Here is a 15565-nt window from a genome sequence, read left to right as displayed (position 1 = left end):
CCTTATTAACCAATTTAAGACGCTAATTGCCATGGTTTAATAAACTTTTCGAGCACTGCTTTGGTCACTGGTTTTTGTAAATAGTGCGTAATACCTTTTTCAAATAACTCAGCTATCTGTTCATCCCCTGTTAGCCCCGTTAAAATAACTTTGGGTGTATCATTATTAGGGGTATTTTGACGCACTAATTGCTGTGCTACGTCACTGCCAAACATTCCTGGCATGCGCTCATCTAAGAGCAGTAAATCAAATGGTTCATTTTGAGCAAGCGTTAAAGCACTAGCGCCATTTTCTGCACATGTTACTAAGCAGCCCAGCATTTCGAGCATCACTTTTGTTGCAATTTGGCTTGGTAAGCTATCATCCGCCACTAATACAGATAAACGTGTTTGCGAATGAAATGTTGTTAAAATAGCAATGAGGTCAGTATCAAAAAATGGCCAACCTAATATTTTTTTAGATAGTTTATTCTCTTGGCTCAGCTCACTAATGTCGCTAATAGTGCATAACTTTATGTGTCTATTTATGCTGTCACCATTTAGTTTATCAGTTAGCGCATCACCACTAAGGTGACGTAAATCTTCAATCTGTACCGTTTCCTTAAAAGTGCTATTGAATAATTTAAAATTTAAGCCAAAGCGCTCATGGGTATTATCCGATGTTATTAAACAACTTTTAAATAACGCCTCACAATCAGTTAGAACGTCTATATTTTGGCTAATATCAAGTGCCAAACTAACAGACTCTTTTGTTGCTAAAAGCCCATGAAAATCCAGCGTGCTTACTTGCTCAGAATCATCAATCTGGTAATGAAGACTAACCCCTTGCATATTTGCTTCTAGGTTAAGTAAAAAGCTCTGCTTAACAGATGCTAGCGCTGGAATCAGAAATTCCTCGCATTGCGCAATCATTTGCTCAAGAGGAATTTGCAAACAAACGTAGTTACATTGCAACTTGTTAATTAAAGTAATTGAAAAATTTCGATTTTGGGTTTCACAATATTTACCGATTACCCCTTGGATAATTTCTAAAACGTGACTATTAATATTCATAATGTATTCTCATTAACCCAATGTATAGCTCTTAATCATCAAGTTATGTGCCACAAATTAATTCTTGTAAACACACTTGCATTCATATACTTAAGTATTAGACAGACAGCGCTTTAGTTTCTCATTCGCATTTTGCAAATCATATTACTATGCAATATATGATTTATAGTTTTTATTAGAATGGTGTAATCGATTTTTTTTGCTTTAAATAATTTTTCAATCATTTAAACTGATTTTAATCAAATTGAGGAGAAAGCTATGTTAACTGTAATTTTTGGCCGTGAAGGTTGTCCATATTGTGTTCGTGCAAAAGATGTTGCGCAGCAACTATCAAATGAACGTGATGACTTTAAATTTCGTTACATCGATATAATTAAAGAAGGCATTAGTAAAGCCGACCTTGAAAAGTCAGCTGGTAAACCTTGCCCTACCGTTCCACAAATTTTTGTGGATCAAAATCACATCGGTGGATTTACAGAATTTGAAGCTTACGCAAAAGAAAACCTAGGCTTGTACAAATAAGCGTTGTATTAAATATGTTAACCAGTTTAATAAACCCCAAATTAAACTGGTTAAATTTCGACCAACATCAAACACATAGAAATTAGTTTCAATTTATACAAGCATTTGCCTCGCGAATCCTATATAATGCGCGCCTCTTTAAATTCGTTGAGGCGTATTAATGTCAGAACCAGTCACGTTTGAATCTCTAAATCTTTCTCCTGCAATTTTGAAGGCAGTTGAAGAGTTGGGTTACAAGACACCATCTGAAATCCAAGCTCAATGTATACCGTTATTGCTAGAAAGAAAGGACGTACTGGGACTAGCTCAAACGGGTACAGGTAAAACCGCAGCATTTGCACTGCCATTACTAAATAATATTGACCCGTCTGTGAAACAGCCACAGATCCTTGTACTCACACCAACACGTGAGCTTGCGATCCAAGTTGCTGAGGCATTCGAACAATATGCTAAACATGTTCGTGGTATTGAAGTATTGGCACTCTATGGTGGCCAAAGCTACAGTATCCAATTAAGCGCACTTCGTCGTGGCGCTCAGGTTATTGTTGCAACTCCAGGTCGTTTAATCGATCACATTAACCGTGGCACTATCAAGTTTGATGCTCTACAAGCACTTGTACTTGATGAAGCCGATGAAATGTTACGTATGGGCTTTATCGATGATGTAGAAAGCATCATGGAAAAAACACCGCGCGAAAAGCAAACATGTCTTTTCTCTGCGACTATGCCTAAGCAAATTCAAAACATCAGCAGCAAGTATATGAACAATCCTGAACAGGTTCATATTTCTGCGCGTAACTCGACAGTATCATCTGTTGAGCAAGTGTTTTGGAATGCAAGCGTACATAAAAATAAAGCAATTGTTCGCTTCTTAGAAGCTGAGCAATATGAAGGTGCTATTGTTTTCGTACGTACGCGTAACGATACAGTACAACTTGCTGAGTTATTAGAGCGCGAAGGTTTCTCTGCTGCTCCACTGAACGGTGACATGAACCAGCAAGCACGTGAACGCACTGTAGATCGCTTAAAAAGTGGCATGCTAAACATTGTTATTGCAACAGATGTAGCGGCACGTGGTCTAGATGTTGACCGTTTAAGCTTAGTTATCAACTACGATATCCCACAAGATTCTGAAGCCTACGTTCACCGTATCGGCCGTACAGGTCGTGCTGGTCGTACTGGTAAAGCAATCTTATTCGTAAAACATAACGAACGTTATTTACTTAAAAATATCATTCGTCATACGAAGTCTGAAATTGCTCAAGTTGAATTACCTACAGCAAAAATTGTTGAAGAAAAACGTATCGAAGCGTTACAAGCAAAATTAACTATTGCGCTTGAAAACAAAGACATCACGTTCTTCAATGAAGTAGCTACTAACATGGCTGAAAAACTTGATCTTCCTCTTGAAAGCTTAGCGGGTGCGTTACTGTGTTTAGCACAGCAACAGTCGCCAATTAAAGTTGAAGAAGTTAAGATTCAACCTCGTGAACGTAACGAGCGTAACGACCGCAATTCACGCAACGATCGTGGTGACCGTGGACGTCGTAACGAACGTGGCGGCGAACGTGGTGGTGAACGCGCTGAGCGTAAACCTCGCGAACGTAACAGCCGTGATGCAGGTCCTATGGATACTTACCGTATCGAAGTAGGTCGTGAACATGGTGTTCAGGTTAAAAATATTGTTGGCGCCATCGCTAACGAAGCTGACATCTCAAGCAAGTTTATTGGTGATATTCGTCTACACGACAATCACAGCACGGTTCAATTACCGCAAAACATGCCTAAAGATGTACTTGATCACTTCCAAAAAGTGTTTATTTGTAAACGCCCTATGGGCTTAACAATTACAACTGATCAAGGTCCTGCTGAACCACGTGGCGAACGCTCTGAGCGTCCAGCTGGTGATAAGAAACGCAGCTTTAATAAAGATGACGGCGCACGCGGTGATAAGCGCAGCGGTCCTCGTAAAGAACGTCGCCCTGTAAGCTTCACAGCTAAATAAGCAACGACTCTTTAATAAAAAAAACCTTGCCACGAAAGTGACAAGGTTTTTTTGTTTTTAAGCTGCTGCTACAGTGAAAACAAAGTAAACTTTCGCGTCAATTCAATAGCGGCTTGAGATAGTTTTTTTATCCTGAGTTCGGGTTGCTTAATGCCTATAAATACATTTCTCTGATTTTTAAAATAACAAAAATTCTGTAAACTAGACAAAGGCTATAGTTCACGGACGAATTAAAAATTGAAAAAGATTTACGACAACTTGCTCCTTGTAGCAATAATACTCCCCATTTTATTATGCATCACTCTTCCTATTTTAATGGACTTTACAGATCCACCATTCATCTCAAATGAACTATACGACGTTGTTTTCTTTATAACCCTCCCTATTATCTGTTGTGCGCTATTTATCTATCTAAATATACTTATATTTAATGAATATAAACGCTGCAGTAAATATAGAGAATCACTTAAATACAATTTCTCAGATACTAAAATAAAATTAGCATCCATTTTCATGTACCCATTATCCCCTTTATTAATCTATGGAATACTCTATATTTTTATCTCTGATCCTATTAAATTATGGGCTTACTACACGCAAGGCGACTATTGGTATAAAGAATACATCCTGACCGATGTACAAGAGTGTGGCACTGAGTATGAAGATAGCTGTACTCGTTTATACTTCAAAGAGCCTAAAACGAATAAGATTCATGATTTTAGGTGGTATGACGATAAGTCTACAATAATGAACAATAAAAATGATCATGTGTATATTGTTGGAGAGGCCAGCTTATTTGGCTATATAGTGAGAGATTTAGAAAGGTAACTTAGACTTACTTTTACATTACAGAACTTTTATTTAAAAACCTCACTCAAGTGAGTGAGGTTCATAAAGGTTAAGGCTAAGGCAATGCTGGATAAATGTAGCTTGCATCTAAACCTAAAGGAATACCAAGTGCCCAGTAACCTAATAAAAAGATACTCCAGCCAATCATAAAGGCAATTGAGTACGGCAGCATAATAGCAATTAAAGTGCCTATACCTGTGCCTTTGACATACTTTTGACAGTACACCACCACTAATGGGAAGTATGGCATTAACGGTGTAATAATATTAGAGCTTGAGTCACCTACACGATAAGCGGCTTGAGTTAAGTCTGGCGAAATGCCAAGTTGCATTAACATCGGTACAAAAATGGGGCCAAGTAACGCCCATTTTGCTGAACTTGAACCTACAAACAAGTTAACAAAGCCAGTTAAAAAGATAATGCCTACAACCGTTACTGCACTTGGCAATTCCATCGCCTTTAATAACTGCGCACCTTCAATTGCGAGCAGTGCACCTAAATTTGATTTACTAAATGCAGCAATAAATAGCGAACAGAAAAACGCCATGACGATATAATATGCCATACCGCTCATCGCTTTACTCATAGCATCAATCATATCTTTTGAAGTTTTAAAAGTGCCTACCGTAAATCCATATACAGTGCCTGGAATCCAAAAAAGTAAAAATATTAGTGGCACAATTGATTGCATTAAAGGAGAGCTAAAATTAGTAAGGGATCCGTCACTACTGCGCATTGCAGAATCGTCTGGAGCAGAGACAAATGCTAATAACGCAAGTCCTGCAATCATCACGGTACTGGCTATATAAAAGGCCCGTTTTTCATCACTACGTGCATCTTCAAATACAGGTAAATCCTCTTTAGCACCATCAATCGCTGTTTTTTGTAAACGTGGTTCAATAATTTTATCGGTAATGTACCAGCCTAATGCCACAATAAATAAGCTAGATGCTGAAGCAAATGCCCAGTTATTTAACGGGTTAATTGTTATTGCAGGATTAATTATTTGCGCCGCACTTTGGGTAAAACTTTGTAGTAATGGATCAATCCCTGATGGAATAAAGTTAGCCCCAAAACCACCACTGACTCCTGCAAATGCAGCTGCAATACCCGCAAGTGGATGGCGTCCTGCTGCATAAAATATAACACCGGCAAGTGGAATAACTAATACATAACCTGCGTCAGTAGCGGTATGGCTCACAATGGCCACTAAAATGATTGAAGGCGTTAATAGCTTTTTAGGAGTAACTTTAAGCATTAACTTAAGGCCGGTATTAATAAAGCCCGAATGCTCTGCAACACCGACACCTAACATAGCTACTAAAACGACACCTAAGGGAGCGAAGCCGGTAAAAGTTTTTACCATAGAGGATAAAAAAGTAGCGAGCGAATCACTTGCCAGCATATTATTAATAATAATCGCTTCACCGGTACGTGGGTCTATTGCATCAAAGCTCACGCCTGAAAACCACCACGACAAAAACCAAATTAATAACATTGCAAATAGAAATATTACGGCTGGATCTGGAAGCTTATTTCCTACTCGCTCAACAAAGTTTAAAAAACGCGCTACAACCCCTGAAGGTAAAGCATCTTGATTATTATTCATTTTTATTGTTCCTAAAATTTATTTTAGTAACAATATCGCATAAAAACAAAACAGTAAATTAACATGGAAATCTGCTTTAAAAGTTTTGGGCACAAAAAAACACGATAGTGATAAACAAATCGTGTTTTTTTGCCACTTAGGGTTAAGCGAGGGCTTTAACTTCATCCCACAAGCGTGCAACTAATGCCTTGTCTTCTTCGTTAAGCTCGCCGTTGCGATATGCTTTAACTAAGCTTTGCTCTACAGTTTCGTTTAGCTCATCTATACTGATTGTCAGCTTTTCTACTTCGGCATAACCAACTGCAAGATCAAAATGACCTCGTAAATAGCCGCCAGCAAATAACTCATCGTCAGTTGCTTTTATTACTAAATCATCGAAGTACTGCTGGGCTGCATCGATATAGTTCACTAAACTCATTTATTAATCTCCTGGTTTTGCAAAGCACCTGTATTTTCAATGTTGTGGTGCCCTACTGCATACATAATATGGTCGTTAAATCCGGTGGTTACTTTAATATAACCCGTTAATTCATCATCTAATTCGCCATCGCCTGTATCACAAATAAGGGGGCGACCATTAAGCGCTTGTAGTTTTGTTTTAGTTGCTACTACAATAATGTTTTCTTTTCCAATTACGCGTATAAGCGCAGGGCTCAATTGCTGATTACCACGGCCAAATATATGCCCTTGCCCGCCAATGAGCGTAATGACTAACTTAGTACTTTGATCATGTGTAAGCTCAAGTAATTGCTTCGCCGTTAAATCTTGAGCAACTAAGGTTTGATCTTTTATTAAATCAACACCAAGTAACGTATTCTCAAGACCCATTTCTTCCATTATGGCTTCAACCGTTGAGCCGCTACCCATTATATAAAATGTGTCTTCATCCATTTGCGATACAACATACGCTGCAATGTCGGCAAGTACGAGTTCGTCGGTTTCTTTGCCGCCATTTTTAACCGCTTGCATATAGCGCACTTCGCTAGGTGTTTGCATTTCGCCGTAGCGTTTGGCTTTTACTGTGCCTTGTCTAAAGGCATCTTCATCTATATCCATTACATCTACATCGGCTAAGGTAACTAACTCCCCCTTAACCAGCATTTCGACTACGCGCCCTGCAGCTTTTGGTGTAATGGCGTATACACCAGAATGAATTTTACAGCCTGCAGGAATACCAAGTACGGGAATGGTATCCTCTATTGCATGGCAAATATTACGCGCTGTACCATCGCCTCCAGCAAATAAAACTAAATCAACACCAAAGTCTTTAAGTACTTTTGCTGCTTGTTCTGTGTCATCTGGGGTTGTTATTGCTGCAGTGTTATATACAACCTCTACATTAAAGCCCAAGGCTTTTGCTGTTTGCTCACCCATGTCACTGTTAACGGTGTAAATGGTTAAGCGCTCTTTATAAGGCAATAGCACCTCAAGCGCTGCTTTTGTGCGGCTATTTGCTTTGGGTTCTGCACCTAATTCGATTGCTTTAGCAGCTGTGTGTGCGCCATCACTACCTTTTAAAGCAACTGTTCCGCCTAAACCCGCTACTGGGTTTACAATTAAACCTAATTTAAACGCCATTACAAAGCTCCTTCGGATGTTGCCAATTAAATTGCTGCGCTGTTAATGGCCACTGTGTATTATAAAAATCAGAGAGTGCTTTTAAAAGTGACTCTGTACGAGAGTTAAAGCCATTTTCGATTAAGGATAATACACGTGCATGTACTCGCTGCTGAAAATCAAACCGACATGTTTGCTCGCCGTTTAAGTTATCCACCGACACATTAAAATTAAACCCTGCTGCGGTGCTTAATAACCACTCTATAGCTTGGGGCTTTACTTCTACGTTTTCAAACTCAGCTTGTTTTTGTTTATCGCGCCCGTCTGGGCAGTACCAATAGCCGTAATCTTCTAATAACCGACGTGCATCACCGGCCACCAGCCAGTGTGCTATTTCATGTAATGCACTGGCATAAAAACCATGCGCAAATACAACTTGGTGATATGGCACCTGCTCTGTTGCTGGTAAATACACAGGCTCACAATCGCCTTTTATCAGTCGTGTATTGTGACTTTGATAAAAAGTGCGCTCAAAAATTGAAATTAGATCAGCTATTTGATGCATAAAAATTGATTAATTCGTCTCGGTTACAGCGCCATATTAGCGCACTAAAAACGAGACGAATTGTACGGGCTTTTACAACTAAAGTAAAAATAAGGCGGGATAGTAAAATATAAGCGGATTAATCTTTCACTTTATTGATATTTTTAATAATACCTAAACAGTAAAGCGTATTGGCAAGTTCTTTACGCTGTGTTTTTTCACTTGAGGTTTTATTGGCTAAGCTAGTTAACATATCGTACCGTTTACGTAGAGTTAGTATATATCTGGCATGCTTACGGCATTCAAAACAACGTGTACAGTGTGAATCAACCCAAAAATCAAGTACCTCAAACCAATATTGCTGCTCTTGAGCAAAAAAAATAAATGCCTTAGAGCAACTTTCGCACTTCTCTTCAATATCAACATAAAGTGCCCGAGGGTCAATGGCATAGTTTTGCTTTTTTATATCTACCAATATTACCGTATCAGGGAAGTATTTAAGCCTCGAGTAACGCCAGTGCGCATTCTCTATAGCTTCTATTGTCACTGAGGTATTGGTAGTTATCGGTTTATTGCCATACCTAGGGTGATTTAGATACATGAGCTGCCTAGTTTAAACTTATGATTTTAAGGCATAGAACATGCCATATGAAAAACAATAATTATACAGGCGTTCCTGCTTCATCACACTCTACAATATCGGTTTCGGTTAATGCCTGAGTGATCCATACTTGTAATACTGGGCAACGCATAACAAAGTCACAATATTGTTGCGCCTCTGTCGATAACGTAATTTGATATGTTTTTAAACGCAATACAATAGGTACGTACATAGCATCAGCAATACTAAAGTCACCAAAAAACCACTCATTTGGAAACACATCTTGTTGCTGTGCAAATATCTCGTCTATACGGGCTATGTCTTTTAATGCTTCGCTCGATAGGTCTACTTTACGGGTAGCTCTTATATTCATTGGCATTTCGCTGCGCAGCGCCATAAAGCCTGAATGCATTTCAGCGCTTAGCGCACGCGCTTTAGCTCTTTGGGTAATATATTTTGGCCATGCAGCGCCCGATAAGTAAGCATCGTTAATATATTCACAAATTGCTAGTGAATCCCAAACCTGTAAAACACCATCGATTAACGCTGGAACTTTTTGCACAGCAAAGGTCTTTTTTAGTTCATTGTAAAAATCAGGGGTGTCGAGTACCAGCTGGGTTTCACTAAACTCAACATCAAACCTACTCATTAAATACCATGCGCGTAATGACCAGCTGGAGTAGTTTTTATTACCGATGAATAATTGCATATTGTAAATACCAAAGTGAATAGACGATCCTACCTTACTAGGTGATTAAACAACCAACAACACTTTGTTTAAAGTCTCTTTGCTAACGATTACTTAAAGCTATTAATTACTCACTTAACTGCTTGTTTAAATGATTTTTTAATAGTTGTGTATTACGCGTGTTAGCTTTAAAAAACGCATCGAATATATCGCCAAAAAATGGCACTAAGCCGCCCACAAAATCTATGAGCATATTAATGATCATCTTAGTCTTTATACGTTTACTCACACCTAAACGCTGCGCTTCTATAAGCACATAGCTTGATAAAATTAGCCCTGCGGCATCACCTATAACAGGGACTAAGCCAATCACAGCCTCCAAACCTATATTAAATTTAGTAAAAGGAATACCAATGCTGCTATCCGTTAACTTACTGAAACGTTCTAAGCGGGCTATTGCAGCTTGGGCTTTTATTTGTGAGTGTTCATTAATATTATCGTTCATGATTACTACCCTCCTTCTTGCAGTATATAGTGCTTACTTGAACAACTCCTGAAAGGCTCCTAACTAAATTACAGACATAAAAAAACGCGGTAATCCGCGTTTTTTTATAATTAAGGGCGCTTAAACAGAGCCGTTAATTGGCCCATGTTCGTGGTTTACATGTGGATTTTGTCCGCGTTGACGCAGTAAGTGGTCCATTAAGGTAATGGCCATCATTGCCTCAGCAATCGGGATTGCACGAATACCCACACACGGGTCGTGACGACCTTTAGTGATCATCTCTACCGCTTCGTTGCTTGTATTAATGCTGTTACCTGGAATAGTAATACTCGACGTTGGCTTAAGCGCAATAGAAGCAATAATATCTTGCCCTGTCGAAATACCCGCAAGTACGCCACCTGCATGATTTGATGTAAAACCTTCAGGGGTCAGCTCGTCGCGATGCTCAGAGCCTTTTTGCTCAACTACGTCAAAGCCATCACCAATTTCAACGCCTTTAACTGCGTTAATACTCATTAATGAGTGTGCAAGTTCGGCGTCAAGGCGGTCAAATACTGGCTCACCAAGACCAACAGGTACATTGCTTGCCACTACTTTTACTTTAGCGCCAACTGAGTCACCTTGCTTTTTAAGGTCACGCATATATTCGTCAAGCGCTTCAAGCTTACTTGCATCAGGGAAGAAAAATAAGTTATTTTCCACTTCATCCCAGTCAAACGTTTCCGCCTTAATAGGGCCAAGCTGACTTAAACATGCTTTAACTTCAATACCATGAAATTGCTTTAAGTATTTTTTAGCAATAGCACCTGCCGCTACGCGAATCGCGGTTTCGCGAGCAGATGAACGACCGCCACCGCGATAATCGCGCAAGCCGTACTTATGCCAATACGTGTAATCGCCATGACCTGGGCGAAATACATCTTTAATTTTACCGTAATCTTGCGAGCGTTGATCGGTATTTTCAATCAATAAACCAATGCTGGTACCTGTGGTTTTACCTTCAAAAACGCCTGCTAATATTTTTATTTGATCGCTTTCACGGCGCTGCGTTGTATAACGGCTTTGGCCTGGTTTTCGGCGATCTAAATCAATTTGTAAGTCGGCCTCTGTGATTTCAAGACCTGCGGGAGTACCATCAACAACGCCGCCTAATGCAACGCCGTGGCTCTCACCAAAGGTGGACACTTTAAATAACTGCCCAATGCTATTACCTGCCATTAACTTTCCTCATTCCTAATGACTACCAATAGCCAAGCACTGGGCTTGGCTATTCATTTTTTACTTATTTTGCAAAATACTCATCTAGCTGCTTTTTGCTAATTACAAATACACCTAAGCCGCCTTGTTCAAATTCAATCCATTCAAACGGCGCGCCCGGATACAGTGCATCCATATGTACCATAGAGTTACCAACTTCTACAAATAACAAACCGTTATCAGTTAGATGTTCACTCGCTTCGCTCAATATAGTACGGGTTACATCTAAACCATCGTGGCCTGATGCAAGCCCAAGCTCTGGTTCATGATGAAACTCACGTGGCAGGTCAGCCATATCTTCTGCATCAACATACGGTGGGTTTGCTACTATTAGGTCGTATTTTTGACCTGGTACACCGCTAAATACATCAGACTGAATCGGTAACACGCGATCACTCAACATGTAATCGTTAATGTTAATGTCTGTCACTTCAAGCGCTTCATACGATATATCTACCGCATCAACTTGTGCCTGCTCAAAAGCTTGCGCAAGTGCAATTGCGATACAACCCGAACCCGTACATAAATCTAATATACGGTTTACCGATTGTGGCTCTTCAAGCCACGGCGTAAAGCGGTTACTAATAAGCTCGGCGAATGGTGAGCGAGGTATAAGTACACGTTCATCAACATAAAACGGCATACCCGCAAACCATGCAATGTTTGTTAAGTAAGGTACTGGTGTGCAGTCGTTAATACGTTCTGCAATAAGACCCGCAAGTCGGTTTTTTTCTGTGCTTGTTAAACGCGCGTGCATTAATTCTTTTGGCGCATCAACAGGCAAGCTAAGCGCAGGCAGTAATAAGCTTACAGCTTCATCCCATGCGTTATCTGTACCGTGTCCAAAAAATATACTACTACTTGCAAATTGGCTTGTAGTCCAACGTAACCAGTCATGTAAAGTTGACAGTTCTGCAACGGCTTCTTCGAGTGTTGCTTCTTCTATTTGTAAATCGCTCATATATTTTTACCTGTATTAGCTTACTGACTGTTTTGAGTCTTTAAGACGATTGCATTGCCTATCTGCGCTGGGCAAATTACAATTGCCCCTCATTTAAGTATTGTACCGCCTTTTGCGCTGCGTTTTTACGTTTTTTTGTTTAGGTAATAGTTATGAAAAAAGACACTCCATCACATTCGTCCCTAAGCAATGACGACATAAGCTTATTTCGTCAAACGATCACAGGCGCCAAAGTATTTAAACAAGATACTCATCGTTTTGATACAAAGCCTAAGGTGTCACAAGCTAAGCAATTTGCCCAGCAAAAAAAGCAGGCTCAATCTGAATTTTTCTTCTCAGACGTTTATATTCCCGATATAGACACCCACGGCACGGTTAAATATGTAAAACCTGGCCAAGATACTTTCCTAGCTAAACAGCTTCGCCGTGGTGACTTTGCACCCGATTTGACGCTAGATTTACACGGCTTAAATAAAGAACTTGCTAAAGACGAACTCGCTGGACTCATTCACGAATGTAAAAAGCAGCATTATTATTGTGCATGTGTAGTGCACGGTATTGGTGGCGGCGTACTAAAGCACAAAGTGCCTCAGTACTTAGTACAGCACCCTGACGTAATAGCGATGCACCAAGCCCCTCTCGAATATGGTGGAAGAGGCGCTGTACTTATTTTAATTAATTTACCGCAAAGTGATGAATTTAGACGCTAACTTTAGCTATTACTAGGATGTAACTACGTGCATATTTTTTCAATTATTTTTCCGCTCATTTTTATTGTTGCGCTTGGTTATAGCTGTTGCCGATTAAAATTTTTCGAAAAGCAGCATATCGCAGGCCTGAGTAAGTTTACTTTTTATATTAGTTTGCCTGCTTTTTTATTATTAAATATGTCGCAAATTAACTTACAGCAAAGCATTAGCCTTTTTGCATTTTTGAGCTTTTACATACCTGTTCTGAGTGTATTTTGGGTGGGTATTTTAATTGACCGCTTTTATTTAAGTAAAAAACATTTAAAAAATTACCAACAACACGGTGTCTTTGGACTTGCTTCTAGCTATTCAAATATGGTGTTAGTGGGTATTCCTATTGTTATTGCCTCGCTTGGCAAAGAGATGATAGCCATTGCATTTATGATCATTACTTTTCATAGCACATTGTTATTTGCACTTACTTTTTTAATAGGCGCTAAAGGTAGTAGCGATAAATTTTCGTGGTCGCACTTTGGAAAAAGTATGGTGTTAAACCCAATAGTACTAAGTATTGGGTGCGGGCTTATATTAAACATATTAGGAGTTACACTGTTTACCGACTTAGCAAATAGTTTGGAGCTATTAGCTAAACCAGCAATTGCCTGTGCGCTATTTGTACTTGGTGCAAATTTAGCTTTTTATAAAATAGCTGCAAATTGGCAACCGGCGTTAATAGCATCAATTTTAAAAATATTTTTATTGCCTGCGTTAGTTTTATTGGTAGGCACTTATGTATTTAAGCTAGACACGCAAATACTTAATGTATTGGTATTTTTAAGTGCGTCCCCTGTTGGCGTAAATGCTTATCTTATTGCGACTCAAATAAAGCAACATGAAGCTACTCTTGCTGGGGCTGTCGTACTTTCTACTATCTTAAGTGTTATTAGCTTTACGTTTTGGCTAGCTTTACTACTTTAGCTTACAAACCGCCGGCTACATCAACAAAGCTACCCGTTGTAAAAGAAGCGTGCTCGGAAGCTAAAAAGTAAATTGCTGCAGCAACCTCTTCGGGTGTACCGCCTCTGCCAAGGGGGAGTTTACTTTTAAGACGATCGACTCGATTTTTTTCACCGCCATCGCTATGTATATCAGTGTAAATAAGCCCAGGTCTAACCGAGTTAACTCGAATACCTTTACTTGCCACCTCTTTTGCCAAGCCAATAGTAAATGTGTCCATTGCACCTTTAGATGCTGCATAATCAATGTACTCATTAGGAGAGCCCGTTTTAGCGGCCCCCGATGAAACATTAACAATACTACCGCCATTTCCCATTCGCTTTATTGCCTCTCGGCTACATAAAAAAGCACTGGTAATATTTGTAGTCAAAACTTCGTTTATGCGCTTAGCACTCATTTCTAACAAGGGCATTTGTGGTTTTAAAATACCGGCGTTATTTATTAGTACATCAAGTTGGCTAAATTCTTTATCAATAAAATCAAACAACGCCAAAACATCTGCCTCTTTCGATACATCTGCTTTTATAACTTGAGCTCTAACGCCAAAGCTTCTTACTTGATCGGCTACTAGCTTCGCACTAGCTAAATCAGCTTTATAATTAATGCAAACATCATAACCATGCTTTGCAAAATATAGTGCGGTAGCTGCGCCAATACCTCGGCTAGAGCCTGTGATAAGTACAACGGGGGAGCGATTCATTAAAGCTATTATTCTTTTAAAGCTGCAACTACTGAAATTTCAACAAGTAGTGCATCACGTGCCATTTTAGCTTCTACGCAGGCACGTGCAGGCGCATAACCCTCGGGTACCCATGCATCCCATACTGCATTCATATCAGCAAAGTATTCCATGCTCTTCACATAAATAGTCGCGCTAAGCATATGTTCTTTTGAACTCCCTGCTTCATCAAGCAGCGCCTCTACTTTATCAAGCATAGTTTGAGTTTGCTCTTTAATACCTTTTTGCGCGTCGGCGCATACCTGCCCACATAAATACACAGTGCCGTTGTGTTTTACTATGCGGCTCATGCGCGCACCTGTTTGTAAGCGTTCTATCGTCATATTACTTTTCTCAATTATTTATATTAAAGGTTTTCTGGGGCATTTATACTTATATAACTACTACGCTGGGTTTGCTCATCATAACTAATAACAGCAACAGCACCTGTATTAAAAATTGGCATATTACCAGGGCTTAATTGGTCCACTAAATAACTTACAATAGGCATGTGTGCCACTATAAGCCATGTGTTGCATTGGGGATGAGTAGCAATAAGCGTTTCAAGATAGTCAGCAGCAATTTGAGGTTTGCCTTCGGGGATAATATCGGATGTGGTTTCGCTAAATTTAAATACGTTATTTTTAGCCACACCTGCAGCTGTTTGCTGTGCACGAATGTAAGGACTAACTAACAGTGCATCAGGGCAATGTGCTTTACTGAGCCAAAGGCCCATTTTTTCAGCTTCATCGTGCCCTGCTTGGGTTAAATTTCTACCTGCATCATCAGCCTGCATGGGTGTTGCTTCGCCGTGGCGCATTATTAGGATTGTTTTCATAAAAAATCAACCGATTAAAGAATATAAAACAGTAGCCAGTTTGCCCATTTGTCAGCTATATTAACAACATAAATCTATTTATTTCTAAATAATTCTTTCATGAGATTCAGGTAAATCTTTAAGCTGTATTTCGCTTTCCTGAAGCCATCATCT

18 protein-coding genes are annotated in these 15565 nt (G+C 39.5%); 5 read left to right on the top strand and 13 right to left on the bottom strand.

From position 1 onward, the window contains the following. Positions 1-14: 14 nt before the first annotated feature. Positions 15-1052, bottom strand: a complete 1038-nt coding sequence (locus H5087_RS04280) for a response regulator (protein ID WP_182671306.1) — start codon at positions 1050-1052, stop codon at positions 15-17. A 258-nt stretch (positions 1053-1310) separates the two neighbouring features. On the opposite strand from H5087_RS04280, the gene H5087_RS04275 reads away from it, so the two are divergent. From H5087_RS04275 to H5087_RS20130, 3 genes are all read left to right on the top strand, one after another. Beyond that, a complete protein-coding gene (locus H5087_RS04275) occupies positions 1311-1574 on the top strand; it encodes a GrxA family glutaredoxin (RefSeq protein WP_024605333.1) in 264 nt (87 codons plus the stop codon). 160 nt (positions 1575-1734) lie between these two features. Further along, the gene (locus H5087_RS04270) at positions 1735-3579 is read left to right on the top strand and encodes a DEAD/DEAH box helicase (protein WP_024606656.1); all 1845 of its coding nucleotides are present in this window, start codon (positions 1735-1737) and stop codon (positions 3577-3579) included. A gap of 513 nt (positions 3580-4092) precedes the next feature. Continuing rightward, positions 4093-4407, top strand: a complete 315-nt coding sequence (locus H5087_RS20130; RefSeq protein WP_259397732.1) for a hypothetical protein — start codon at positions 4093-4095, stop codon at positions 4405-4407. A gap of 76 nt (positions 4408-4483) precedes the next feature. Here the strand turns inward: H5087_RS20130 and H5087_RS04260 are convergent, their stop codons facing one another. The 9 genes from H5087_RS04260 to prmB form a co-directional block, all read right to left on the bottom strand. Continuing rightward, entirely contained in the window at positions 4484-6037 is a 1554-nt protein-coding gene (locus tag H5087_RS04260) for an AbgT family transporter (protein ID WP_182671302.1), read from the bottom strand. Between the two features lie 142 nt (positions 6038-6179). Beyond that, the gene (locus H5087_RS04255; protein ID WP_024596509.1) at positions 6180-6455 is read right to left on the bottom strand and encodes a YfcL family protein; all 276 of its coding nucleotides are present in this window, start codon (positions 6453-6455) and stop codon (positions 6180-6182) included. Next, on the bottom strand, positions 6452-7615 hold the full coding sequence (locus H5087_RS04250; protein WP_182671300.1) for an ATP-NAD kinase family protein: 1164 nt from the start codon (positions 7613-7615) through the stop codon (positions 6452-6454). Before H5087_RS04250 ends, H5087_RS04255 begins: the two co-directional genes overlap by 4 nt. After that, positions 7605-8159 carry an elongation factor P hydroxylase gene (locus H5087_RS04245; protein ID WP_007583364.1) on the bottom strand — a complete coding sequence of 185 codons (555 nt, stop codon included), beginning with the start codon at positions 8157-8159 and terminating at the stop codon, positions 7605-7607. The genes H5087_RS04250 and H5087_RS04245 overlap by 11 nt, the downstream gene beginning before the upstream one ends. Before the next feature lie 118 nt (positions 8160-8277). Then, positions 8278-8739, bottom strand: coding sequence for a zinc-ribbon domain containing protein (locus H5087_RS04240; protein ID WP_182671298.1), 462 nt, complete (start codon positions 8737-8739; stop codon positions 8278-8280). 61 nt (positions 8740-8800) lie between these two features. Then, positions 8801-9448 (bottom strand): glutathione S-transferase family protein, encoded by a 648-nt coding sequence (locus H5087_RS04235; RefSeq protein WP_182671296.1) that lies wholly within the window; start codon positions 9446-9448, stop codon positions 8801-8803. Between the two features lie 106 nt (positions 9449-9554). After that, positions 9555-9932, bottom strand: coding sequence for a DUF4112 domain-containing protein (locus H5087_RS04230; protein ID WP_182671294.1), 378 nt, complete (start codon positions 9930-9932; stop codon positions 9555-9557). 120 nt (positions 9933-10052) lie between these two features. Continuing rightward, entirely contained in the window at positions 10053-11150 is a 1098-nt protein-coding gene (gene aroC, locus H5087_RS04225) for a chorismate synthase (RefSeq protein ID WP_008138551.1), read from the bottom strand. A 64-nt stretch (positions 11151-11214) separates the two neighbouring features. Beyond that, on the bottom strand, positions 11215-12150 hold the full coding sequence (gene prmB, locus H5087_RS04220; protein ID WP_007377743.1) for a 50S ribosomal protein L3 N(5)-glutamine methyltransferase: 936 nt from the start codon (positions 12148-12150) through the stop codon (positions 11215-11217). Between the two features lie 152 nt (positions 12151-12302). Here prmB and smrB point away from each other — a divergent pair, with 152 nt between their 5' ends. Both smrB and H5087_RS04210 read left to right on the top strand, forming a co-directional pair. After that, positions 12303-12860 carry an endonuclease SmrB gene (smrB, locus tag H5087_RS04215; RefSeq protein ID WP_007377742.1) on the top strand — a complete coding sequence of 186 codons (558 nt, stop codon included), beginning with the start codon at positions 12303-12305 and terminating at the stop codon, positions 12858-12860. Between the two features lie 27 nt (positions 12861-12887). After that, positions 12888-13817, top strand: a complete 930-nt coding sequence (locus H5087_RS04210) for an AEC family transporter (RefSeq protein WP_182671292.1) — start codon at positions 12888-12890, stop codon at positions 13815-13817. 1 nt (position 13818) lies between these two features. On the opposite strand, the gene H5087_RS04205 is transcribed toward H5087_RS04210, so the two are convergent. The 3 genes from H5087_RS04205 to sixA are packed head-to-tail and all read right to left on the bottom strand — an operon-like array spanning position 13819 to position 15412. Beyond that, a complete protein-coding gene (locus tag H5087_RS04205; RefSeq protein WP_182671290.1) occupies positions 13819-14556 on the bottom strand; it encodes an SDR family oxidoreductase in 738 nt (245 codons plus the stop codon). 8 nt (positions 14557-14564) lie between these two features. Beyond that, positions 14565-14918 (bottom strand): RidA family protein, encoded by a 354-nt coding sequence (locus H5087_RS04200; protein ID WP_002962161.1) that lies wholly within the window; start codon positions 14916-14918, stop codon positions 14565-14567. Between the two features lie 23 nt (positions 14919-14941). Then, positions 14942-15412 (bottom strand): phosphohistidine phosphatase SixA, encoded by a 471-nt coding sequence (sixA, locus tag H5087_RS04195; protein WP_024593905.1) that lies wholly within the window; start codon positions 15410-15412, stop codon positions 14942-14944. Positions 15413-15565: the final 153 nt, after the last annotated feature.

The organism is Pseudoalteromonas sp. SR43-7 (assembly GCF_014163785.1).
Classification (GTDB): domain Bacteria; phylum Pseudomonadota; class Gammaproteobacteria; order Enterobacterales; family Alteromonadaceae; genus Pseudoalteromonas; species Pseudoalteromonas distincta.
Note: the sequence above shows the minus strand (reverse complement) of the source record. Positions and strands in the feature narration are given on the sequence as shown.